Here is a 21,739-nt window from a genome sequence, read left to right as displayed (position 1 = left end):
TTTCATTTGCTTTGTAATAAGCTATGATCACAAGTGAAAAAGACCGTGCGCGCGGGAAGCGGGAAAAGGAGGCATTCGCCCGATATGACGAGAATGGCCGTGATTCTGGCTGCCGGACAAGGCAAACGGATGAAATCCAAATTATATAAAGTGCTGCATCCCGTATGCGGCAAGCCGATGGTTGAGCATGTGCTGGATGCGGTGCGCGGCATCGGCTGCGAGCGCGCCGTCGTCGTCGTCGGCCACGGCGCGGAAGCGGTTCAGCGGACGCTGGGCGATTCGGTCGAGTATGCGCTGCAGCAGCAGCAACTCGGCACCGGTCATGCGGTGCTTCAGGCCGCGCCGGCGATCGGCGACTCGGACGGCGTGACGATCGTCGTGTGCGGCGACACGCCGCTCGTCAGTTCGGAGACGCTGGAGGCGCTGATCGCGCTGCATGCGGCCGAAGGGGCTGCGGCCACCATTCTGACCGCCGAGCTTGAGCAGCCTGCCGGCTACGGACGCATCGTCCGCGGCGAAGACGGCAGCGTACACCGCATCGTGGAGCAGAAGGACTGCACGCCGGAGCAGGCGGCGATCCGGGAGATCAACACCGGCACCTATTGCTTCGACAACTTGAAGCTGTTCGAGGCGCTCGCCAGCGTTACCAATGAAAACGCCCAAGGCGAGTACTATCTCACTGACGTGATCGGCATCCTCCAAGCGCGCGGCGAGCGCATCTCCGCTTCTGTCGCGGCGGACCCGGCCGAGTCGATCGGCGTCAACGACCGCATCGCGCTGTCCGAGGCGGAGCGGCTCATGCGGGAGCGCATCGCGCGTCGCCACATGACGAACGGCGTGACGATCGTGGATCCGGCCGGCACCTACATCGAGGCTGGCGTGACGATCGGCGCGGACACCGTGCTGTACCCGGGCACGTTCCTTCGGGGCGGCACGGTCATCGGCGAAGACTGCGTTATCGGACCGTCGGCAGATCTGACCGACACGACGGTCGGAGACGGCACGACGATCCGCCAGTCGGTGGCGGAGTCGGCGGAGCTCGGCGCGGGCTGCGCCGTAGGTCCGTTCGCCTATCTGCGGCCGGGTACGAAGCTTGCGGACAAGGTCAAGATCGGCGACTTCGTCGAGATCAAGAACGCCGAGATTGGCGCGGGCAGCAAGGTGCCGCACTTAAGCTACGTGGGCGACGCGGTCGTCGGCAGCGGCACCAACATCGGCTGCGGCACGATTACCGCCAACTACGACGGGTATAATAAATCGAAGACCGTCATCGGCGACGACGCCTTTATCGGCAGCAATTCCAACCTGATCGCCACGGTGACCATCGGCGACGGCGCTTACGTGGTCGCGGGCTCGACCGTCACGAACGATGTGCCGGGCGGCAGCGTCGCGCTCGCGCGCGCGCGCCAGGTGAACAAGGAAGGCTATGCGGATAAGCTTCGCGCAAGGGCCAAGTCGAAGAAGGAAGCCGCCGCGAAGCGCAAGGACGGCGAATAGGCCTGCAAATAGCGGGCGGGGACAGATTTAAACGGACGGCGACGCGCGCCGCCAGCGCCCCAGCGCGGGCGGGGCGCCCGTCGACCTCACCGAAAGCGAGGCGCTTATGAGCTACCCTGACAACACTCTGAAGCTATTTTCCTGCAGCTCGAATCCTCGCCTGGCGGAAGCGATCGCCAGGCATATCAGCGTGCCGCTCGGCGACGTGAAGGTCACCCGGTTCAGCGACGGAGAGATCCACATCCGGCTGAACGAGAGCGTGCGCGGCGCGGACGTGTACGTCGTCCAATCGACGTCCTGGCCGGTCAACGAGCATCTGATGGAGCTGCTCGTCATGGTCGACGCGCTGAAGCGCGCCTCTGCCAAGACGATCAACGTCGTCATCCCTTACTACGGCTACGGACGCCAGGATCGCAAGGCGCGCTCGCGCGACCCGATCACCGCGAAGCTGGTTGCCAATCTGATCGAGACGGCGGGCGCGCACCGCGTCATCGCCATGGATCTGCACGCCATGCAGAGTCAGGGCTCCTTCGACATCCCGGTCGATCATCTGCTCGGCGTCCCGATCCTCGGCGATTACTTCCAGAGCAAGGGACTGATCGCGCCCGTCGTCGTCTCCCCCGATCACGGCGGCGTCGTTCGGGCGCGCCGGCTGGCGGACGAGCTCCAGGCCCCGCTCGCCATCATCGACAAGCGCCGTCCGGAGCCCAATGTCGTCGAGGTCATGAACATCATCGGCGACGTCTCCGGACGTACGGCGATCCTGATCGACGACATCATCGACACGGCCGGCACAATTTGCCTGGCGGCCCAGGCGCTCAAGGAAGCGGGGGCACGCGAGATCTACGCCTGCTGCACGCATGCCGTGCTGTCCGGACAAGCCATGGAACGGCTGGAAGCATCGCCGATCACCGAAGTGACGGTGACCGACACGATCCCGCTCCGCACGCCGGGCGCCTCGACCAAGATGCGCGTGCTGTCGGTCGCCCCGCTGCTCGGCGAAGCGATCGTGCGCATCCACGAGCAGCAGTCCATCAGCAAGCTGTTCGAGCCGCACGCCTGATTCGTTTGAATTGCCGCTACGCCCGCCTGAGGGTCGCGCCGTCTCCATGGAGATAGCGCGGCCTTCTTTGCGTTAGTCCCGTCACGGTACCTATTTTGTTTAGCCCCTCCTCCCAGCGGGTAAAATAAATGCATGTCTTCTAATCTTGAGCAATCGGGAGGAATCGGAATGACGACGACATTGCGTGCGGAATCGCGCCAGCGCTCCACGAAGGGCGCGCTCAGGCAGCTACGAATACAAGGCCGGGTACCCGGCGTCGTGTATGGCAAAGGGCTGGCGGCCCCGAGCCCCATCGCGCTCGACGGCAAAGAGATCGCTTCGCTGATGCGCGGACATGCGCATGCGGTGCTTCAGCTCGAAGTGCCGGGCAGCGGCAGCCAGTCCGTCCTGTTAACGGATGTGCAGCGGGATAAGCTGAGCGGTCAGGTGCTGCATGTCGACTTTCACCAGATCAACCTCAACGAGAAGATCAAGGCGCCGGTGCGCGTCGAAGTGACGGGCACGAGCCCGGGCGAGAAGGAAGGCGGCTTGCTGACCGTCGTGCTTCACGAGATCGAAGTGGAGTGCGTCGCCCGCGACCTGCCGGAATCCGTCACGGCGGACATCTCGTCTCTCGGCTTCGGCGAGAACCTGACGATCGGCCAGCTCACGTTCCCGGCGGGCGTCAAGCCGCTGCAGGACGAGGAGACCGTGGTCATCGCCGTACTCGCGCCGCAGAAGGACATCTCCGCGGAAGAGGCGGACGCCTCGGCCGACGCAGCCACGGAAAATGCGAAGCAGCACGATGCCGCGCAAGCCGTGGAGACGGACGCATAATTTTGTCCCAAGGTTACACACACTTATCCACATATGTGAACAAGAAGCGCCAGGCTGTGGATAGCCGCGGCGCTTCTTATTTTATAAGGGATTTCAAGCGCAAGAACCGACATCTTTTTACACAGGATTGTGGATGGGTTGTGGATAAATTAAAAACAAAGAGCCGCCTGTCCCTTGGGACGGACGGCTCTCTGCATGAAGAGCGATCAGTATCCGGGTCTCGAGATGAACGTAAACGACTTGCGGCAATACACGTTGTTGTTGACCTTCACGAATTCTTTGCCATAATATTCGATGAACCCGATGTCGCTGTGCTCCTTGTCTCTGTAGATCTGCACGGGCACCTCCGCTACGATATGGTCCGCGAAGTGCCTGTCATGGGACAAGGTCTGGCCGTTGATGTACATCATTTGTCATCACCACCCCTGGCGTTTGTGCTATGTAATCTAGATGACACCGCGGCAGGCGAATTCGTTGCAGCTTGCCCTTAAAATTATGTTGAAACGGAGTTGGACTACCGATGAGATGGATCGTAGGTCTTGGCAATCCGGGACCGGAATACGCGGCGACCCGGCACAATGCGGGCTTCATGGTCGTCGACGAGCTGGCGCGCCGCTGGGACGTGCGGCTGGAGCACCAGAAGAAGCTTAAGGGCATGTACGGTGAGGCGCGCGTTCAAGGCCGGAAGGTGGCGCTGCTGAAGCCGATGACTTATATGAACCTGTCGGGGGAGTCGGTGCGGGCGCTGATGGATTTTTATAAGATTCCGCTTGAGGACGGCATCGTCGTCTATGACGATCTTGACACGGAGACGGGCAAGATTCGGCTTCGCTACCAAGGCAGCGCCGGCGGTCACAACGGCATTAAGTCCATTATTGCGCATACGGGTACCCAGGTGTTCAATCGGGTGCGCATGGGCATCTCCCGTCCCGTGGGCGGCATGAAGATCGTGGACTATGTGCTCGGTGCGTTTCCGAAGAGCGAGCAGGAGGCGCTGCGGATGATGATCGCGGATGCATGCGATGCGATCGAATACGCGCTCGATCACCCGTTCGACGAGACGATGGCGAAGTACAATGGCAAGTAGCATGGTGAAAAAAAGCCTTGAGCGCCGCGCTGATGCGAGGAGAAACGGTCATTTGCAGGATGCGGCAGCCAATATCGCTTAAAATCGCCGGCGATTGGGCATACTGAAGGGAACGCGGCTCGTGGCATGTCCATGGCCGCATAATCCGCCTTCAGGAGGCATACCCATATGGCTGTGAACTACGTTTGCCGGCACTGCCGCGCGCCGCTTGGCCGATTCGAGGGGGCCGACGTATCCGAATATAGGCTGGGCTTGCATTTCTTGACCCCCGAAGAGAGAAAGCGTATAATAGCGTATCATTCTAACGGAGATGTGCGGGTGCAGGTGGTATGCGATTACTGCAGCCAGGCGCTCGACCATCACCCCGAACTGGCGCTGCTGAGCAACCCGCTTCAATAAGCGCCGCCGTCCGCTGCGACAAACGACCGATGATAAGAGGCCTCGGCTTTACGCCCAGGCTTCTTTTTGAATGAACGTGAACGTAGATTGTACGTATAAGGGGAAAAGCGATGAAGCCGCTAATGAATACGTTAGCTACCGACCCCGACTTCCAGTCCGTCCTCGCGGGCCTTCGGGGCAGCATGCGGGAGCAGCTGGTGGCGGGGCTGTCCGGATCGGCCAGGCAGGTCATGATCGCCGCGACGGTTCGGGAGCTTGGGAGACCCGTACTTGTCGTCACGCACAATATGTTCGCCGCGCAGAAGATGGCGGAGGACCTGCAGGAATGCCTGACCGCGGAGGAAGTGCTCCTCTACCCGGCCAACGAGCTGATCGCCGCGGAGACCGCGATCTCGAGTCCGGAGACGTCGGCCAGGCGCATGGATGTGTTGCTTCAACTCGCGGAAGGCTTCCGCGGGGTTATTGTCGTGCCCTTCTCCGGCGTGCGCCGCTTCCAACCGAGCAAGGATACGATGGCAAGCGCCTTCGTCACGCTGAAGGCCGGCGAGACGCTGCCGATGGACGAATTCCTGAAGCGCATGATCGGGCTCGGCTACGAGCGCGTGGACCGCGTGGAGCAGAAGGGGCACTTAAGCGTGCGCGGCGGCATCGCGGACTTCTTCCCGCTGACGAGCGCGAGCGCCGTACGCGTCGAATGGTTCGACGACGAGATCGATTCGATCCGCACGTTCGATCCGGCGGACCAGCGCTCGATCGAGAAGCTGGACAGTTACACCGTGCGTCCTTGCCGCGAGATCATCGCCGACGAGCGGCGCTTCGCAAATGCGGCGCAGCACGCCTTCGAGCTGCTCGAGCGCCAGCTGGAGAAGATGGCGGACCGTCAAGCTAAGGAGCGCCTGAAGACCGAGATTACCCGGGAAATCGACGATCTGCGTCAAAATATGTATTTTTCCGAAATCTATAAATATATATCGCTGCTGTACCCCGAGAGACAGACGCTGTTCGATTACATGCCCAAGGATACGCTGCTCATCATGGACGAGCCGAACCGGCTTGCCGAGACCGCGCGCCAGCTCGAGCGGGACGAGACCGAATGGTCTACGCATCTGCTGTCGCAGGGCAAGTCGCTGCCGGGCTTCACGCTGGCCGTGCCGGCGGAGCAGGCGCTGTACCCGCGCACGTTCCAGACGGTGTACCTATCGCTGTTCGTCCGCCAGATTCCGCATACGCAGCCGCAGAATATCGTGAACTTCGTCTGCCGCTCGATGCAGAGCTTCCACGGGCAGATGAATCTGCTCAAGGCCGAGATGGAGCGCTGGCGCAAGAGCGGCGCGCATATCGTCATGTTGGCCGGCAGCGCGGAGCGGGCCGAGCGGATGCGCCGCGTGCTCGACGACTATCAGATCGAGACGCCGGAGATCGTAGAGGGCAATCTGCAGAGCGGGTTCGAGATGCCCTCCGTCAAGCTCGTCGTCATCACCGAAGGCGAGATGTTCACGCAGAAGCAGCGCAAGGCGCGCCGCGTCGACCGCCGCATGGACAACGCCGAGCGCATCAAGAGCTATACCGAGCTGAAGGTCGGCGACTACGTCGTCCACCAGAACCACGGCATCGGCAAGTACATGGGGATCGGCACGCTTGAGGTAGGCGGCATCCACAAGGACTATCTGCATGTCATCTATGCGGGCGGCGACAAGCTGTCCATTCCGGTCGAGCAGTTCGACCTGATTCAGAAGTACGTAGGCTCCGACGAAAAGGAACCGAAGGTGAGCAAGCTAGGAGGCGCGGAGTGGAACCGGGTCAAGTCCAAGGTGCGCTCCTCGGTCAAGGATATTGCCGACGACCTGATCAAGCTGTACGCGGATCGCCAGGCGACGCCGGGCTACGGCTTCAGCGAAGATACGCCGTACCAGCAAGAGTTCGAGGCGATGTTCCCTTACGACGAGACGACGGACCAGCTGCGCGCGATCGAGGAGATCAAAGCCGACATGCGCAAGCCGCGGCCGATGGACCGGCTGCTCTGCGGCGACGTCGGCTACGGCAAGACGGAGGTCGCGATCCGGGCGGCGTTCAAGGCGGCCATCGAGGGCAAGCAGGTGGCGGTGCTCGTGCCGACGACGATTTTGGCGCAGCAGCATTACGAGACGTTCCGGGAGCGCTTCTCCGGCTATCCGTTCAATATCAAGGTGCTGAGCCGCTTCCGCACGCGCAAGGAGCAGACCGAGACGATCAAGGGCGTCAAGGCGGGCACGGTCGACGTGCTGATCGGCACGCACCGGCTGCTGTCGCAGGACGTCGTTTTCAAAGATTTGGGCCTACTCATCGTGGACGAAGAGCAACGGTTCGGCGTGTCGCACAAGGAGAAGCTCAAGCGGCTCAAGACGAGCGTCGACGTACTGACGCTGACCGCGACCCCGATCCCGCGGACGCTGCACATGTCCATGCTAGGCGTGCGCGATCTGTCGGTCATCGAGACGCCGCCGGAGAACCGTTTCCCCGTCCAGACATACGTGGTCGAATACAGCCCGACGCTCGTCCGCGAGGCGATCGAACGGGAGATGGCGCGGGACGGGCAGGTGTACTTCCTGTTCAACCGGGTGCAGGGCATCTACCAGATGGCCGAGCAGATCCCGGCGCTCGTGCCGGACGCCAAGATCGCGGTCGCGCACGGCCAGATGTCCGAGCAGGAGCTCGAGCGGACGATTCTGGATTTCCTCGACGGCGAATACGACGTGCTCGTCAGCACGAGCATCATCGAGACGGGCGTGGACATCCCGAACGTCAATACGCTCATCGTGCACGATGCGGACAAGATGGGTCTGTCCCAGCTGTACCAGCTGCGCGGCCGCGTTGGACGGTCCAACCGGATCGCCTACGCCTACTTCGCCTACCAGCGTGATAAGGTACTGAACGAGGTAGCGGAAAAGCGTCTGCAGTCGATCAAGGAGTTCACCGAGCTCGGCTCGGGCTTCAAGATCGCGATGCGCGACCTGTCGATCCGCGGCGCGGGCAACCTGCTCGGCGCGGAGCAGCATGGCTTTATCGCGTCCGTCGGCTTCGACCTCTACTCGCAGATGCTCGCCGAGGAGGTCAACGCGCGCAAAGCCGAGTGGCATGGCGAGCAGGCGCCGCCTCCGCCGCCGGTCAACACGCAGCTCGACCTCGGCGTGGACGCCTATGTGCCGCCGGAATACATTTACGACAGCATTCAGAAGATCGAGATCTACAAAAAGGTGGCCGCTGCGGCTTCGGGTGACGACGTCAGCGATCTGCTCGACGAGCTGGTCGACCGGTTCGGCGAACCGCCGAAGCCGGTACTGAGCCTCTTGAGCGTGGCCCGAATCAAGGCGCTGGCGCGCGTTTACGGCATCGAATCGATCGTCAACCGGAACGACGATCTGACGGTCAAGTTCGAGGAACGGCGCGCGTCCGAGCTCGACGCCAAGAAGTTCAAGGCGATCGAGAGCCGGTACCAGGGGCGGGTGCAGCTCGTCCAGCAGACGCCGCATCCGCTCGTGCGCATCCGGGTCAAAGGCCTCGACGACGATTCAATGTTGGCGCTTGTCGAAGAGTTTCTGTTACAATATAAAGAAGCGACAAAATCCAAGGAGGAATTGCAAAATGCTGTACAATAAACGCGGAACGTACCGTCGGTTCGCTTTTCTGCTGGCGGCTCTCGTTCTGCTGACCGCGACGGCAACCGCTTGCGGCAAAGGCAAAAATGAAAACTCCGGCGCGTCGGCGTCCGCTTCGGCTTCATCCTCGGCCTCGGCCAGCCCGACCGCTAGCATAGATCCGGACACCGTGCTCGCCACCTGGGACGGCGGAGAGCTGAAGCAAGCCGAATTCAGCAAGTACGAAGCGTTCATGAACGTGACCAACCCGCAGATGGCGATGTACCTGTCGATCCCGCAGTACAAGGAAGAGATCGTCAAGCAATACATCCTGCAAAAGGCGTTCGCGGAACGCGCGACGGACGAGCAGAAGAAAGCAGGCAAGGCGCAAGCCGACGAGTTCAAGAAGCAGCTCGACACGGCGCTGAAGGACGAGACGAACGGCGCGTCCATCAAGGACTCGATGAAGACCAACAACATCACCGAGGACGAGATGGTCGACCTCGTGGTGACGCTGGCGACGGGCGGCGAGATCAGCACCGCCAAGGAAAACGAAGTCAAGGCGACCATCAAGGACGCCGACATCAAGGCCGAGTTCGACAAGGCGCCGGCCGACTACAACGTCGATACGGTTCGCCACATCCTCGTCTCCTTCACGGATCCGGCCACGAACAAGGAGCGTTCCGACGCGGATGCGTTGAAGCGCGCGCAGGAAGTGAAGAAGAAGCTTGAGGACGGCGGAGACTGGACCGCACTTGCGAAGGAATACTCCGACGACACCGGCTCCAAGGACAACGGCGGATTGTACGAGAAGAAGCAGGCCAAAGAATGGGTCGAAGAGTTCAAGAACGCGGCCAATACGCAGGCGATCGGTGTCATCGGCGATCCGGTGAAGACCGAATACGGCTATCACGTAATGAAGGTCGAAGCGCGCGAAGTCGCGACCTACGACAAGCTGTCCCAGACGGACAAGGACGAGATCGTCTCGGCGCTCGTCAATCCGAAGATGCAGACGTACGTGCAGGAAGAAACGGATAAGCTGAACATCAAAGTGACGCTGCCGGCCGAGCCTTCCCCGTCGCCTTCGGCGAGCGCATCGGCATCCGCATCGGCTTCGTCCAGCGCGCCGGCATCCCCTCCGGCCAGCGCTTCGCCATCGGCCAGCGCATCCAGCAAGTAAAAGAGAAAAAGCATGGAAGCACCCGGCTGCGAGCAGCCGGGTTTTTTATGCTTATCGGAAAGTGCGGTTGTTGGAGCGGGCCGCGTCTGTAAGCGAGAAAAGCAACGTTACAGGAACGACGACGAGGCTGGGGCGTCCTGTAAGCGAGATATGCGCGGTTACAGGAGCGAGCTGTCGCTGTAAGCGAGAAAAGCAACGTTACAGGAACGGCAACGGGGCCGGAGCACGCTGTAAGCGAGGAAAGCGCGGTTGGCGGAGCGAGCCGTCGCTGTAAGCGAGAAAAGCAACGTTACAGGAACGGCAACGGGGCCGAAGCGCGCTGTAAGCGAGGAATGCGCGGTTACAGGAACGAGCCGCGTCAGTAAGCGAGAAAAGCAACGTTACAGAAACGGCGACGGGGCCGGAGCACGCTGTAAGCGAGGAATGCGCGGTTACAGGAGTGAGCCGTCGCTGTAAGCGAGAAAATCAACGTTACAGGAACGGCAACGGGGCCGGGACGCGCTGTAAGCAAGGAAAGTGTCGCTGCAGGGCTCTGTGTTGCGCGCTCCTCGACACAAAAGGACCGTCAGGGCGCCTCCCCTGACGGTCTTTTAGGTGTCGATTGCGCTGCTCGTTAGACGGAGCCGAACATCTTCTCCCCGCGCGGTTGATCGCCGCGGTCGTCGGGCTCGAGCGTGATCCCGATCTTGTCGAAGTCCAGGTTGGCCGCTTCGATCGGCATGGCCAGCACGCCGAGGCCCTGGTCGTCGTTGGCTACGCGGAAGGTGCCCGCGCTCTTGCGGACGCCGTCCTTGAGCAGCCAGACCTGGTAGGCTTGCTCGCCGCTGGTCGGCGAAGCGCCGTAGACGTAGACGACGAATTGGCGGCTTTTCCCGTTGTCGACGACACAGGCGATGCCGAACGCCTCGGAAGCCTCCGGCGCCTGCGATTGGAGCGGCACGGCGAGCTTCACTTGGGAGGCGGGCACCGATAGCGCGCGTTCGATCGGCGGCGGGGTTGCTTCGTTGTCTCGTGAGAGCTTGTAATTCCAGACGGAGCTGGCTGCCAGCAGAACCAGCAAGACGGCGGCTGAGACCGCGAGCCAGCGGCTTCTTCCCGTCCGCCGATTGTCCCGCCGGCTTTGGATCGAATCGGCTTCTCTCCTTCTGTCTTCTTTGGCGAGAGCCAGGTCCGCCTCCAGCGCGGCGTTCATCACTTGGCGCTTCAGATCCTCGGGCGGTTCAATATGGTCCATGTCCGCGTACAGCGCCCCCCATGCGAGCTGCAGATCGTTCCATTCGGCCCGGCAGGCTTCGCAGCGAGGAAGATGACGTTCAAAAGCGAGCCGCTCTTCTTCGCTGCATTCGCCGGTCATGACGGACAGGCACAGATCGCACAGCGGCTTTTGCTTGTCGTGCATCGTCACCGCTCTCCTTCCAAGGCCAGATGTCTGCGCAATATTTTCAAAGCCTGATGCAGTCTGTTCTTCACGGTGCCGAGCGGTTCCCCGTACCGGGCGGCCAGCTCCCTCAGCGTGAAGCCTTGCCAGTAAAAGTGCTCCAGCAGCTCGATCTGAGGGCCGGTCAAATACCGGTAGGCGACGCGAATTTGGCCCTTGAGCGATTCGCGTTCGACGCTGGCTTCGGGCGATGCGTCTTCGTCGTCCGGAATTCGCGCCAATTGCTCGGACGTGTAGGGGACGATGCCTGCCGACTCCCTGCGCTGCTTGCGCAGCCAGTCGACCGTCAAGTTGCGGGTAATCGTGATCAGCCAGTTCGCGAATTTGCCTTTTTCCTCACTGTAATCGGAGTCGGTCGTCCATAGCCGCACGAACACCGACTGCACGATATCCCGCGCGGCTTGCTCATCCCGGACGGCTCTGAACGCGTACGAATAGACCAGGCTCGCGAAGCGGTCGTACAGGACGGACAGCGCCTCTTGTCGTTTGAGCTTGACGAGCAGCATTAATTCATAATCGGTCAAATGTTGCATCTGCATAGGGACGCAGCCTCCAAGGTCGGCTTGAGGAACGCCTTCGCGCATGCGGCGCTCCAATCGGTCGATCGCGGCGGGCGATACGGCAAAAGCAGGGGGACCGCTTTGGCGGTCTCCCTGCTCGGATATGTGCGCGCGGGCGCTCAATCGGCTTTGACGACGATCGTCGCCCTCATGCCCGGGTGGGGCGTGCAATAATAGCCGAATTCCCCTTCTTTCTTGAAAACAACCGTTTTCGATTCGTCCTGGCCGAGCAGGCCCGTGTCGAAGGAGCCATCGTCCGCGGTAGCCGTATGCTTGATCTTGTCGCGGTTTACGAACGTGACCGAATCCCCCGGATGAATCTCCAGCTTTTCCACGGCGAAGCTGAAGTCGACGATCTCGACGACATACGTCTTCGCGGCCTGCTTCTCGTCGTCTCTTCCGCCCTTGCCGCCGTGCTTGTCATCCTGCGCCGAGGCGGAGGGAGACGGCTTGGGCGTCGGCGACGGGGTTGCCTTCGTGCCAGAAGACGGGCGCGGACTGGCGGTCTTGGCAGGGACCGATGATGGAGACGGCTTGTGGGACGCCGTGCCATGACCGCCATGGTCATCACTGCCGCCGCTATGTCCGCTGCCATCATCGTCGCGGCCGGTATGCTGCGCTTGTGACGTCGCAGTCGGCTTTGGCGTTGCAGTTGGCTTTGGTGTTGCAGTCGACTTTGATGTTGCAGTCGGCTTTGGCATCACAGTTGCAGATCCGGCCGCCGCAGTAGACGTGCTGGCGTCGGACTGCGTTTGCGGCTTTGCCGTAGCCGTCGCTTGCGCGCTAGCCGTCGGCTGCTCATCGCCGTCAGCCGAAGCGGAGGCTTGGGCCGTCTGCGTCTGCATCGCGGCGCTTGCCGAATGTTCGGCATGTCCGCCATCCGCCTCGGCAGCTTTATCGGATGAAGCGCCGCAAGCGGACAGCGCCAGCATGGCCGCGACCAGCAGCGTCGCGAGTAAGCTTCTCATTCGCCTGCACCTCTCATTTTACGATAATTTGGCCGGTCATGAACGCTTTGTGCGGCTGGCAGTAATAATCGTACGTGCCGGGCTTATCCAGCTTAATCGAATAGGACTCGCCTTTGGCGAGCAGCGGACCTGCGAAGCTGCCGTCCACCGCCACCGCGTTGTGCTTCATATCGTCGAAATTCGTGAAAATAATCGTCGATCCGGCTTCGACCGTGAGCGGTCCGGAACCGAACGAATAGTCCTTGATGTCGATATGATACGTCTTGCCGGTCTGCTCGGCAGGCGCCGCGGGCGCCGCTTGGCCTGCGGTAGTGCCGGAAAACTTGGCCGGGTCCACCACGAACCAGACTTGGTTCACGTTTTGGCCGGTGACGTCTCCGTGCTTCGTATCCTTCACGAAATAATAGAGCGCGTAGCCTTTGAAAGCCGCCTGCTTGGTGCCGTCCGGACGGATAATCGTGCCGAAGTCCGTCGCATTCAGAGTCGACGGTACTTTGCCGGCAGCCGCATCGTAAGCCGGCCAGTTGGCCAGGCAGGTATCCGTACAGGCGCTGGTCTGCGGCGTGTCTTTGTCGAAATAGTAAAGCGTACGGCCCTCTCTGTCGGTCAGGTAGCTGCCCAGCTCCGCGTTTTTGCCGATCATGACGCGATAGTCGGGTTTCGCCTCGAACCATACGCCCCCTACGCCCTCGCCCAGCGTGTCTCCCGCCTTGACGTCCTTAACGAACCGATAGAGCGGCCAGCCTTTGTACATCCATTGTTTAACACCGCTCGCATGCGTGACGACCGTGAAGTCCGCCGGATTCAGGCCGGCCGGAATTTGCAGCTCTTCGGCGGTGAGCAGCGGCCAGTTGGCCACGCACTGACCTTGGCAAGCGTCGAGATTTTCCGCGTCGTTCGAGAAAAAGTACAAAGTCAGACCTTTCCCGTCCGCCAGATAAGCGTCGCCGGCGGCGTCGCGGCGGAGCGAGAGCCGCTCGCCGGCAGGCATCTCCGCAGTTGCCGGGAGCACGCCTTCCATCTGCAGCATGTCGAAGAGCGAGTGTCCCATCGCGGTCGGCGCCGACAACGATTCGACCAGCGCGTCGGCCATATGCGCATTCGTAAGGGCGGGCGTGCCGGCGATCGAGGTCAGCCCCTTGCCGGACGCGAACGCTTCCGTATCCTTGTAGGCGAAGTCCGCGTTTGAACGGTAGCCCAGCGCCTCGAGCAGCACCTTGTACAGCTGCTGCGAGCTCACGGGCGCGAGCGGGTTGAAGCGGTTCGCGCCTTCGCCCGTCCAGCCGTATTCGGGATGGCCGTGCAGGAAGGCCAGGATCGGCCGGTTGCTCGCGCCGGCCAGATTGGCGTCCGCGAAGCTGTCGGTGTCTGTGTACGCTTTGGCCGCTTCAAGCTTCCCTTGCAGCCTCAGCGAGATGATGGCCGCTTGAATGCGCGTCGTGCCTTTGGCCAAGTAGTCGGCCGTGACGCCGCTGCCTTCGCCGATCAACAAGCCGAGCTCCGCGGCCGTCTGCCCGTCCGTCTTGATCGACGCGCCTCCGGGCTGGACTGTAGGGGCCGACGCATCTGCCGCCGAAGCCAAGGCTGGCATCAGCAGGGACGCGCACATGGCGAGCGTTGCAATGGTTTTTACGAATCCGTTCATTTAACCATCTCCTCCTTATCGTTCCGGTTCTGTATGAGGTAACGAACGGAAGGCGAAGACGGTTTGAACAAAATGCAAAACAAGTTAAAGCCTCTTGACTTGCGGACGTTATTATTTTCTTCAAGAAAATTAAATACGAACATTCGTCATTAAACGACAAAATCATTTGTTTTTCCATTTTGTCTTCACGATACTCAATTCGAGTACTATGGCCCTCATTAATGTCATACAATATGCCATTAATCAAAGTAAATTTTATTAAATATATTACATATGAATCACATTTACCAGAAAATTTTATTTTATGTAAATTATATTGACACAAAATTCGATGCGAATCTATAATATGAATCGCGAACGGTAATTGAAAATGATTACCGAACGTTCGGTTTTTAAATATATACATGAAAAGGGAGTGGGTTCATGAAAAGAATGACATGGTTAAAAAGCGCAGGTCTCGCGGTATCCTTAAGCGTTGCGCTGGCCGGGTGCGGCAACAACGACAAGGACGGCGCTTCCTCGCCGCCGGCTTCGTCGAGCGCGGCCTCCTCTCCAGCCGCGAGCGGCGGAGACACCATCAAGGTGGGCATTCTGCACTCTCTCAGCGGGACGATGTCAATCAGCGAGGTGACGGTCAAAAACTCGGAATCGATGGCGATCGACGAGATTAACGCAAAAGGTGGCGTATTAGGCAAAAAAATCGAGCCGATCGTGGAAGACGGCGCGTCGGATTGGCCGACATTCGCGGAAAAAGCGCGCAAGCTGCTGTCCGAGGACAAGGTCGCGACCGTCTTCGGCGGGTGGACGTCGGCGAGCCGCAAGGCGATGCTGCCCGTATTCGAAGAGCTGAACGGCCTGCTGTGGTACCCCGTTCAGTACGAAGGACTTGAATCGTCGCCCAACATCTTCTATACGGGCGCGACGACGAACCAGCAGATCGTGCCTTCGGTCGATTACTTGCTGGAGCAGGGCAAAAAGAAGTTTTTCCTCCTCGGTTCGGACTACGTTTTCCCCCGCACGGCCAACAAGATCATCAAAGCGCAGCTCGCCGCCAAGGGCGGAGAGACCGTAGCGGAAGAATACACGCCCCTCGGACACACGGATTATACGACGATCATCGCCAAAATAAAGGAAGCCAAGCCGGACGTCGTGTACAACACGCTAAACGGAGACAGCAACGTCGCCTTCTTCAAGCAGTTGAAGGACGCCAACATCGCCGCAGCCGATCTGACGACGCTGTCCGTCAGCATCGCGGAAGAAGAGGTCAAGGGCATCGGTCCGGACTTCCTGGCCGGCCATCTCGTCGCCTGGAACTACTATCAGACGACCGACACGCCGGAGAACAAGACGTTCGTTGAGAACTTCAAGGCGAAGTACGGCGCGGACAGCGTGACGAGCGATCCGATGGAGGCGGGTTACACAGCCGTCTACCTGTGGGCTGCGGCGGTAGAGAAGGCAGGCTCCTTCGACGTCGACAAGGTCAAGGCGGCTGCGAAGGGCATCGAATGGAACGCGCCCGAAGGCAAGGTGACCATCGACGGCGACAATCAGCATATTTACAAAACGGTGCGCATCGGCGAGATCCAGCCCGACGGCATGATCAAGGAGCTGTGGAACTCCGGCAGTCCGGTGAAGCCAGATCCGTATCTCAAGGGCTATGATTGGGCCAAAGATCTGAGCGCCGGTTCGTAACAGCAACTTCCGCATCGGAGGCGATTAGCGCGACGGAGCGGCACCCGGAGACGAACGTCTATTCCGGGTGACCGCCCGCTGCCTTCAATACAAGGAGGGGGCGATTTTTCTTGGAGATGTGGATCACCCAGCTGTTCAACGGGTTAAGCGTGAGCTCCATACTCTTGCTGATCGCGCTCGGGCTCTCCGTTACCTTCGGGTTGATGGGCGTCATCAATATGGCGCACGGCGAGTTCACCATGATCGGCAGCTACGCGGCGTATTTGACGCAGAACGCCTCCAAGGCGCAGCTGCCAGAGCGCATGTCCGACGCGTACTTCCCCGTCGCGCCCGCCGCCAGCTTCCTCGTCGCCTTCGCGATCGGCTATTTGCTCGAGCTGCTGCTGATCCGTCATCTGTACGGCCGCCCGCTGGACAGTCTCCTGGCGACATGGGGCGTCGGGCTCGTCCTCCAGCAGATCGCCCGTTCCATCTTCGGGGCGCCCAACGTCGCGGTGAACAGCCCTTCCTGGCTGAACGGCGGACTGCATGTAATGGAGGGCGTTGACCTGCCTTACAAGCGGCTGTTCATCCTCGCGCTGGTGGCGGTCTGTCTGGCGGCGATGTACGTGTACATCAATCGCAGCCATTCGGGCAGGCGCATGCGGGCGGTGATGCAAAACCGGGAGATGGCCGCTTGTCTCGGCATCTCGACGCGCCGCGTCGACGGGATGACGTTCGCGATCGGCTCGGGCATCGCCGGCATCGCCGGCTGCGCGCTGACGCTGATCGGACCGATCGGACCGAATATCGGCACGTACTATATCGTCGACGCCTTCATGGTCGTCGTGCTCGGCGGCGTGGGCAAGCTGATCGGCACGGTGCTCGGCGCGCTCGGCATTGGGGTTTTCAACACGATGTTCGAATGGTGGTCGACCGCGTCGCTCGGCAAGGTATTCGTCTTCCTGTGCATCGTCGCCTTCCTCCAGTGGAAGCCGAAGGGACTGTTCGCCGTTCGCACGCGCCAGTTGGATTGACAGACAGAGTAACGCGACATCCACTTTCCACGCAAAGAAGGTGAGGCCGATATGAGAGGGTTATGGTCGGATCGCAAGCGTCTATGGCTGCTGCTCGGCTATGCCGCGGCATCGGCGGCGTTGTTTGCCGCACCGCTTTATTTAAGCGATTTTCGCTTGAATCTGCTTGCCAAGTTTTTGGCCTTCGCGATCGTAGCGCTCGGCCTGGACCTGCTGTGGGGCTATACGGGCGTACTGAGTCTCGGGCACGGCGTCTTCTTCGGTCTCGGCGCCTATGCGATGGGCATGCATCTGAAGCTCGCCGCGAGCGGCGGCAGGCTGCCGGACTTCATGGATTGGAGCGGATTGACCAGTCTGCCATGGTTCTGGCAGCCGTTCAAGTCCTTCCCCGCAGCGGTGCTGCTCGGCATTCTCATCCCGTCGCTGCTCGCATTGTTTCTCGGCTTCTTCACGTTCCGCAATCGGATCAAGGGCGTCTACTTCACGATTCTGACGCAGGCGCTGGTCATCATCGTGACGACGCTGTTCGTCGGCCAGCAGGCCTACACCGGCGGGACAAACGGGCTGACCGGGTTCACGGAGCTGCTGGGCAGCCCGCTGCGGTCGGACGGCATGAAAAGCGCCCTGTATCTCGCCACGGTCATAGCGCTCATCGCCGCTTATGCGCTCTGCCGCTATCTGACGACGAGCCGCATGGGCAAGGTGCTGCGCGCAATCCGGGACGGAGAGAACCGCGTGCGCTTCCTCGGCTACGATCCGGCGACGTACCAGATGGCGACGTTCGCCGTGTCCGGCGCGTTGGCGGGGCTTGCAGGCATGCTGTTCGTGCTCCACGTCGGCATCATCTCTCCGTCGATGATGGGGATCGTGCCGTCCATCGAGATGATCCTGTGGGTCGCGATCGGGGGACGCGGCACGCTGGTCGGCGCCTTGATCGGCACGCTCGCGTTGAACTATGCCAAGAGCGGGCTGTCGGAGGCGTACCCGGAGATCTGGACGATTTTCCTGGGCGCGCTCTTCATCGTCGTGACGGTCTTCCTGCCGGGAGGCATCGTTGGTTTGATCCGCAAGGGAGCCGGAAGCGTTCGTAAAAAAACGGGGAGGGGGAATGCGCATCATGAGCCGGACGTCCATCCTGTCCTGCGAGGAAGTAACCGTAGCGTTTGACGGCTTCAAGGCGGTGCAAGGGATGAGCTTGTCGCTCGACCCCGGAGAGCTGCGTTTCTTGATCGGTCCCAACGGCGCCGGCAAGACGACGATGCTCGACGTCATCTGCGGCAAGGTGAAGCCGGTGTCGGGCTCCGTCTCGTTTCACAGCCGGTCGGGCGTGGTCGATATTACGAAGCGCAAAGAGCATAAGATCGCGGAGCTCGGCATCGGTCGCAAGTTCCAGACGCCTTCGATTTTCGCCGGCCTCTCGGTCACGGAAAATCTGGAGATCGCGATGTCGCAAAACCGGAGCGTATGGGCGACGCTGCGCGCTTCCCTCACGGCGCGGGAGCGCGAGCGAATCGAGGAGGAACTGGCGCTGATCGGTCTTGCTGACCACCGCCATACGCGGGCGGGGCTGCTGTCCCACGGCCAGAAGCAATGGCTCGAGATCGGCATGATGCTGATGCAGGAGCCCGAGATTCTGCTGCTCGACGAGCCAGTGGCCGGCATGACCGACCGGGAGACCGACAAGACGGGCGAGCTGCTGCAGGAGATCGTCAAGCGTCGGACCGTCGTCGTCGTGGAGCACGACATGGAGTTCGTGCGCAACTTCGCGAGCAAGGTGACGGTGATGCATGAAGGCCGGCTGCTTAAAGACGGCACGATGGACGAGATTCAGCGCGACGACCGGGTGGCCGAAGTTTATCTGGGCAAAGGGCGGGATGCGCATGCTGTCGGTTGAGGCGCTTGAGGCGGGCTACGGAGAGAGCGTCATCCTGCGCGACGTGAGCCTGAAGGTGGAGCCCGGTCAGGTGGTGTGCCTGATGGGCCGCAACGGCGTGGGCAAGTCGACGCTCGCCAAGAGCATTATGGGCGTCCTGAGAGCAAGAAGGGGGAACATCTCCTTTAAAGGCAGGAACATCACGCGTGCCGCTTCGGGCGAGCGAGCGAGATCGGGCATCGGCTACGTCCCGCAGGGACGCGAGATTTTCGGTCAGCTGAGCGTGCTGGACAATCTGCGCATCGGGCTGGAGGCCAGCCGCGATCCGAAGCGGCGCAGAGCCAAGGAGATTCCCCCGGCGGCCATCGCGAAGTTCCCCGTGCTGCCGTCGATGTACGGACGCCGCGGCGGCGATCTGAGCGGCGGTCAGCAGCAGCAGCTTGCCTTTGCCCGCGCGCTCGCAGCGGAGCCCGAGCTGCTCGTGCTCGACGAGCCGGCGGAGGGCATCCAGCCCTCCATCGTTCAGGCGATCCAGGATGTCATCCGCGGCATTGCGGACGAAGGCCGGACGTCGATCCTGCTCATCGAGCAGAGCCTGGACTTCGTGCGCAGCGTCGGCGACGTATTTTACATTATGGAAAAAGGAACGATCGTCTGGTCCGGCGGCAAGGAGGAGCTGGACGATCCGGCCGTCATGCGGTACCTGACGATCTAGAGAGAGGAGGCGGACGAATGAAGCCGCGCGGCCCCATCTATTGGCGAATCGTAATACTGCTTCACGTGCTTGGTCTCTTCGGCCTGATCTATGCGTCGCTTCGGGAACCCGTCTTCTGGGGGCTCGGCCTGCTGGCGTATTCCTTCGGCCTGCGGCACGCGTTCGACGCGGACCATATCGCCGCGATCGACAACGCCGTCCGCAAGCTCGTATCGACGCGCTCGGATTCGAACGGCGTCGGCTTGTATTTTTCGCTCGGACATTCCTCCGTCGTCCTGCTGATGGTGCTCGCCATCGGCCTCGCGGCGGATACTTACATTTTTGAAAATGCCGCGCTGCGCGAGCTCGGCGCGCTGATCGGGACGTCCGTCTCCGGCGTGTTCCTGGTCGCGATCGGCGCGATCAATCTCGTCGTCCTGCTCAAGGCGCTGTCTGCCGCCCGCCGGTCCGGGTGGCGCGCAGCCGACTCTGCGCCGCGTCCGTCTGGACCGCTCGCCGCGCTGCTGCGCCCGGTGCTGCGGCTCGTCAGCCGCAGCTGGCATATGTACCCGCTGGGCTTTTTGTTCGGGCTCGGGTTCGACACCGCCACCGAGACCGGCCTGCTGGCGCTGTCCGCGGGCGCCGCCGGCCAATCGGCTTCGCTGATCGGCATTCTGTCGCTGCCGCTGCTCTTTGCCTCGGGCATGACGCTGCTGGACACGCTCGACGGCGTGCTGATGAGCCGCGCCTATCGCTGGTCGTCCGTCACGCCGGGCAAGCGCTTCGCCTACAACCTTGTCGTGACGGGCATCTCGGTCGTGTCCGCCTTGTTCGTCGGCTGCCTGCAGCTGTCGCATTTGCTTGAAGGCCGGCTGCCGCAGGCATGGCTGTCCTGGACCGACCGGATCGACTTCGTTTATCTCGGGTACGGCTTGGTCGGCCTTTTCGCAGCGACGTGGATCGGCTTCGCAATCGCCAGGAGAGGAATGAGAAGCACCCATGCAGTGGACGGAGCGTGAAAAAGAAAAGCTGTTGATCACGGTGGCGGCCAATCTGGCGAGAGACCGCATGAAGCGGGGCGTGAAGCTCAACTACCCGGAGAGCGTCGCCTTGATCACGTCGGAGATTATGGAGGGCGCGCGCGACGGGCGGAGCGTAGCCGAGCTCATGGCTTATGGGCGACAGATTCTGACCGCCGAACAGGTCATGGAGGGCATTCCGCAGATGATCCATGAGGTTCAGGTCGAAGCGACCTTCCCGGACGGGACGAAGCTAGTCACCGTGCATCAGCCGATCGGCTGACGGCTTGGCGGTTGGTGGGTAGGAGGGTAGACGGGTCGGCGGGTTGGCCGACCGGATGGCGGTCGAATCGGATTCTGGCATTTCAAACGAGGTGAAGACGGGATGATACCGGGCGAATATCGCATACGCGCAGGAGACATCGAGCTGAACGAAGGACGCAGACAGGTCGAGCTGCTGGTAGCCAACCTGGGCGACCGTCCTGTTCAGATCGGCTCGCACTATCCTTTTTTTGAGGTCAACAGGGAGCTTCGCTTCGATCGGGCGCAGGCGTTCGGCATGCGACTGGACATTCCCGCGGGCACCGCGGCGCGTTTCGAGCCGGGCGAGGAGAAGCCGGTCAAGCTGGTCGCGCTGGGCGGCGCAAGGCTTGTATACGGGCTGAACGGCTTGACCGAGGGACTCGCGGCGGATGGACCGCTGCCCGAGGAGACGGCCCGGCGGCTTGCGGAGTGGGGGAAGGCGAATGGCTAGGATGACGCGCGAGGCGTATGCCGGCATGTTCGGGCCGACGACCGGCGATGCGGTTCGGCTCGCGGACACGGAGCTGTGGGCGGAGATCGAACGGGACTACACCGTCTACGGAGACGAATGCAAGTTCGGCGGCGGCAAGGTGATCCGGGACGGGATGGGGCAGTCTGCCCATGCCGTACGGGCCGACGGCGTGCTGGACACGATCATCACGAATGCCGTCATCATCGATCACTGGGGCAACGTGAAGGCGGACATCGGCATCAAGGACGGGCTGATCGTCGGCATCGGCAAGGGCGGCAATCCCGACATCATGGACGGCGTCCGGCCGGATATGATCGTCGGCGCGAGCACCGAGGTCATCGCCGGAGAAGGCAGGATCGTGACGGCGGGCGACATCGACGCGCACGTCCATTTTATTTGCCCG

20 protein-coding genes and 1 pseudogene are annotated in these 21,739 nt (G+C 61.4%); 16 read left to right on the top strand and 5 right to left on the bottom strand.

Annotated elements, in window-relative coordinates:
* Positions 1 to 84 precede the first annotated feature (84 nt).
* From glmU to KVT38_RS27960, 3 genes are all read left to right on the top strand, one after another.
* A complete protein-coding gene (gene glmU, locus KVT38_RS27970) occupies positions 85 to 1,497 on the top strand; it encodes a bifunctional UDP-N-acetylglucosamine diphosphorylase/glucosamine-1-phosphate N-acetyltransferase GlmU (RefSeq protein ID WP_217597041.1) in 1,413 nt (470 codons plus the stop codon).
* A 106-nt stretch (positions 1,498 to 1,603) separates the two neighbouring features.
* Positions 1,604 to 2,560 (top strand): ribose-phosphate diphosphokinase, encoded by a 957-nt coding sequence (locus KVT38_RS27965; RefSeq protein ID WP_217597040.1) that lies wholly within the window; start codon positions 1,604 to 1,606, stop codon positions 2,558 to 2,560.
* Between the two features lie 168 nt (positions 2,561 to 2,728).
* A complete protein-coding gene (locus KVT38_RS27960) occupies positions 2,729 to 3,376 on the top strand; it encodes a 50S ribosomal protein L25 (RefSeq protein ID WP_217597039.1) in 648 nt (215 codons plus the stop codon).
* A 206-nt stretch (positions 3,377 to 3,582) separates the two neighbouring features.
* Here the strand turns inward: KVT38_RS27960 and KVT38_RS27955 are convergent, their stop codons facing one another.
* Positions 3,583 to 3,786 carry a hypothetical protein gene (locus KVT38_RS27955; RefSeq protein WP_306795368.1) on the bottom strand — a complete coding sequence of 68 codons (204 nt, stop codon included), beginning with the start codon at positions 3,784 to 3,786 and terminating at the stop codon, positions 3,583 to 3,585.
* Between the two features lie 110 nt (positions 3,787 to 3,896).
* On the opposite strand from KVT38_RS27955, the gene pth reads away from it, so the two are divergent.
* The 4 genes from pth (at position 3,897) to KVT38_RS27935 (ending at position 9,656) form a co-directional block, all read left to right on the top strand.
* The gene (pth, locus tag KVT38_RS27950; protein ID WP_217597038.1) at positions 3,897 to 4,463 is read left to right on the top strand and encodes an aminoacyl-tRNA hydrolase; all 567 of its coding nucleotides are present in this window, start codon (positions 3,897 to 3,899) and stop codon (positions 4,461 to 4,463) included.
* 168 nt (positions 4,464 to 4,631) lie between these two features.
* Positions 4,632 to 4,862: an anti-sigma-F factor Fin family protein gene (locus KVT38_RS27945; RefSeq protein WP_217597037.1), complete on the top strand. Its 231-nt coding sequence runs from the start codon at positions 4,632 to 4,634 to the stop codon at positions 4,860 to 4,862.
* 110 nt (positions 4,863 to 4,972) lie between these two features.
* Complete coding sequence (gene mfd / locus KVT38_RS27940; protein ID WP_217597036.1) at positions 4,973 to 8,497, top strand: transcription-repair coupling factor; 3,525 nt, start codon at positions 4,973 to 4,975, stop codon at positions 8,495 to 8,497.
* Positions 8,484 to 9,656: a peptidylprolyl isomerase gene (locus tag KVT38_RS27935; protein WP_217597035.1), complete on the top strand. Its 1,173-nt coding sequence runs from the start codon at positions 8,484 to 8,486 to the stop codon at positions 9,654 to 9,656. Before mfd ends, KVT38_RS27935 begins: the two co-directional genes overlap by 14 nt.
* A gap of 613 nt (positions 9,657 to 10,269) precedes the next feature.
* On the opposite strand, the gene KVT38_RS27930 is transcribed toward KVT38_RS27935, so the two are convergent.
* The 4 genes from KVT38_RS27930 to KVT38_RS27915 form a co-directional block, all read right to left on the bottom strand.
* On the bottom strand, positions 10,270 to 11,055 hold the full coding sequence (locus KVT38_RS27930; RefSeq protein WP_217597034.1) for an anti-sigma factor: 786 nt from the start codon (positions 11,053 to 11,055) through the stop codon (positions 10,270 to 10,272).
* Positions 11,056 to 11,057: 2 nt separating this feature from the next.
* A complete protein-coding gene (locus tag KVT38_RS27925; protein WP_254639621.1) occupies positions 11,058 to 11,633 on the bottom strand; it encodes an RNA polymerase sigma factor in 576 nt (191 codons plus the stop codon).
* A 140-nt stretch (positions 11,634 to 11,773) separates the two neighbouring features.
* On the bottom strand, positions 11,774 to 12,622 hold the full coding sequence (locus KVT38_RS27920) for a plastocyanin/azurin family copper-binding protein (protein ID WP_217597033.1): 849 nt from the start codon (positions 12,620 to 12,622) through the stop codon (positions 11,774 to 11,776).
* 13 nt (positions 12,623 to 12,635) lie between these two features.
* Positions 12,636 to 14,267 (bottom strand): plastocyanin/azurin family copper-binding protein, encoded by a 1,632-nt coding sequence (locus KVT38_RS27915; protein WP_217597032.1) that lies wholly within the window; start codon positions 14,265 to 14,267, stop codon positions 12,636 to 12,638.
* A 423-nt stretch (positions 14,268 to 14,690) separates the two neighbouring features.
* On the opposite strand from KVT38_RS27915, the gene urtA reads away from it, so the two are divergent.
* From urtA to ureC, 9 genes and pseudogenes are all read left to right on the top strand, one after another.
* Positions 14,691 to 15,959 (top strand): urea ABC transporter substrate-binding protein, encoded by a 1,269-nt coding sequence (urtA, locus tag KVT38_RS27910; RefSeq protein ID WP_217597031.1) that lies wholly within the window; start codon positions 14,691 to 14,693, stop codon positions 15,957 to 15,959.
* A gap of 110 nt (positions 15,960 to 16,069) precedes the next feature.
* Complete coding sequence (urtB, locus tag KVT38_RS27905) at positions 16,070 to 16,975, top strand: urea ABC transporter permease subunit UrtB (protein ID WP_217597030.1); 906 nt, start codon at positions 16,070 to 16,072, stop codon at positions 16,973 to 16,975.
* Between the two features lie 51 nt (positions 16,976 to 17,026).
* Positions 17,027 to 18,142: an urea ABC transporter permease subunit UrtC gene (gene urtC / locus KVT38_RS27900; RefSeq protein WP_217597029.1), complete on the top strand. Its 1,116-nt coding sequence runs from the start codon at positions 17,027 to 17,029 to the stop codon at positions 18,140 to 18,142.
* On the top strand, positions 18,093 to 18,869 hold the full coding sequence (gene urtD, locus KVT38_RS27895) for an urea ABC transporter ATP-binding protein UrtD (protein WP_217597028.1): 777 nt from the start codon (positions 18,093 to 18,095) through the stop codon (positions 18,867 to 18,869). The genes urtC and urtD overlap by 50 nt, the downstream gene beginning before the upstream one ends.
* The gene (gene urtE / locus KVT38_RS27890) at positions 18,856 to 19,563 is read left to right on the top strand and encodes an urea ABC transporter ATP-binding subunit UrtE (RefSeq protein WP_217597027.1); all 708 of its coding nucleotides are present in this window, start codon (positions 18,856 to 18,858) and stop codon (positions 19,561 to 19,563) included. Before urtD ends, urtE begins: the two co-directional genes overlap by 14 nt.
* A 17-nt stretch (positions 19,564 to 19,580) precedes the next feature.
* Positions 19,581 to 20,561: a HoxN/HupN/NixA family nickel/cobalt transporter gene (locus KVT38_RS27885; protein ID WP_217597026.1), complete on the top strand. Its 981-nt coding sequence runs from the start codon at positions 19,581 to 19,583 to the stop codon at positions 20,559 to 20,561.
* Positions 20,542 to 20,844, top strand: a complete 303-nt coding sequence (locus tag KVT38_RS27880) for an urease subunit gamma (protein WP_217597025.1) — start codon at positions 20,542 to 20,544, stop codon at positions 20,842 to 20,844. The genes KVT38_RS27885 and KVT38_RS27880 overlap by 20 nt, the downstream gene beginning before the upstream one ends.
* A gap of 102 nt (positions 20,845 to 20,946) precedes the next feature.
* Positions 20,947 to 21,315, top strand: a complete 369-nt coding sequence (locus tag KVT38_RS27875) for an urease subunit beta (protein WP_217597024.1) — start codon at positions 20,947 to 20,949, stop codon at positions 21,313 to 21,315.
* Positions 21,308 to 21,739 (top strand): annotated as a pseudogene (gene ureC / locus KVT38_RS27870) (urease subunit alpha); the annotation flags it as partial. The gene KVT38_RS27875 and the pseudogene ureC, both read left to right, overlap by 8 nt.

Source organism: Cohnella sp. GbtcB17, assembly GCF_019091135.1.
Classification (GTDB): Bacteria; Bacillota; Bacilli; order Paenibacillales; family Paenibacillaceae; genus Cohnella.
The sequence above is the reverse complement of the archived record's forward strand: the minus strand, read 5'-3'. Positions and strand labels throughout refer to the sequence as shown.

Bases quoted from the DNA above. Each gene is read 5' to 3' on its own strand.
- urtA (WP_217597031.1), top strand. From the start codon at position 14,691: ATGAAAAGAATGACATGGTTAAAAAGCGCAGGTCTCGCGGTATCCTTA.
- KVT38_RS27960 (WP_217597039.1), top strand. From the start codon at position 2,729: ATGACGACGACATTGCGTGCGGAATCGCGCCAGCGCTCCACGAAGGGC.
- KVT38_RS27935 (WP_217597035.1), top strand. From the start codon at position 8,484: ATGCTGTACAATAAACGCGGAACGTACCGTCGGTTCGCTTTTCTGCTG.
- KVT38_RS27965 (WP_217597040.1), top strand. From the start codon at position 1,604: ATGAGCTACCCTGACAACACTCTGAAGCTATTTTCCTGCAGCTCGAAT.
- KVT38_RS27880 (WP_217597025.1), top strand. From the start codon at position 20,542: ATGCAGTGGACGGAGCGTGAAAAAGAAAAGCTGTTGATCACGGTGGCG.
- pth (WP_217597038.1), top strand. From the start codon at position 3,897: ATGAGATGGATCGTAGGTCTTGGCAATCCGGGACCGGAATACGCGGCG.
- urtC (WP_217597029.1), top strand. From the start codon at position 17,027: ATGAGAGGGTTATGGTCGGATCGCAAGCGTCTATGGCTGCTGCTCGGC.
- KVT38_RS27920 (WP_217597033.1), bottom strand. From the start codon at position 12,622: ATGAGAAGCTTACTCGCGACGCTGCTGGTCGCGGCCATGCTGGCGCTG.
- KVT38_RS27925 (WP_254639621.1), bottom strand. From the start codon at position 11,633: ATGCAGATGCAACATTTGACCGATTATGAATTAATGCTGCTCGTCAAG.
- glmU (WP_217597041.1), top strand. From the start codon at position 85: ATGACGAGAATGGCCGTGATTCTGGCTGCCGGACAAGGCAAACGGATG.
- KVT38_RS27915 (WP_217597032.1), bottom strand. From the start codon at position 14,267: ATGAACGGATTCGTAAAAACCATTGCAACGCTCGCCATGTGCGCGTCC.
- urtD (WP_217597028.1), top strand. From the start codon at position 18,093: ATGAGCCGGACGTCCATCCTGTCCTGCGAGGAAGTAACCGTAGCGTTT.
- KVT38_RS27885 (WP_217597026.1), top strand. From the start codon at position 19,581: ATGAAGCCGCGCGGCCCCATCTATTGGCGAATCGTAATACTGCTTCAC.
- KVT38_RS27930 (WP_217597034.1), bottom strand. From the start codon at position 11,055: ATGCACGACAAGCAAAAGCCGCTGTGCGATCTGTGCCTGTCCGTCATG.
- KVT38_RS27945 (WP_217597037.1), top strand. From the start codon at position 4,632: ATGGCTGTGAACTACGTTTGCCGGCACTGCCGCGCGCCGCTTGGCCGA.
- urtE (WP_217597027.1), top strand. From the start codon at position 18,856: ATGCTGTCGGTTGAGGCGCTTGAGGCGGGCTACGGAGAGAGCGTCATC.
- mfd (WP_217597036.1), top strand. From the start codon at position 4,973: ATGAAGCCGCTAATGAATACGTTAGCTACCGACCCCGACTTCCAGTCC.
- KVT38_RS27955 (WP_306795368.1), bottom strand. From the start codon at position 3,786: ATGATGTACATCAACGGCCAGACCTTGTCCCATGACAGGCACTTCGCG.
- KVT38_RS27875 (WP_217597024.1), top strand. From the start codon at position 20,947: ATGATACCGGGCGAATATCGCATACGCGCAGGAGACATCGAGCTGAAC.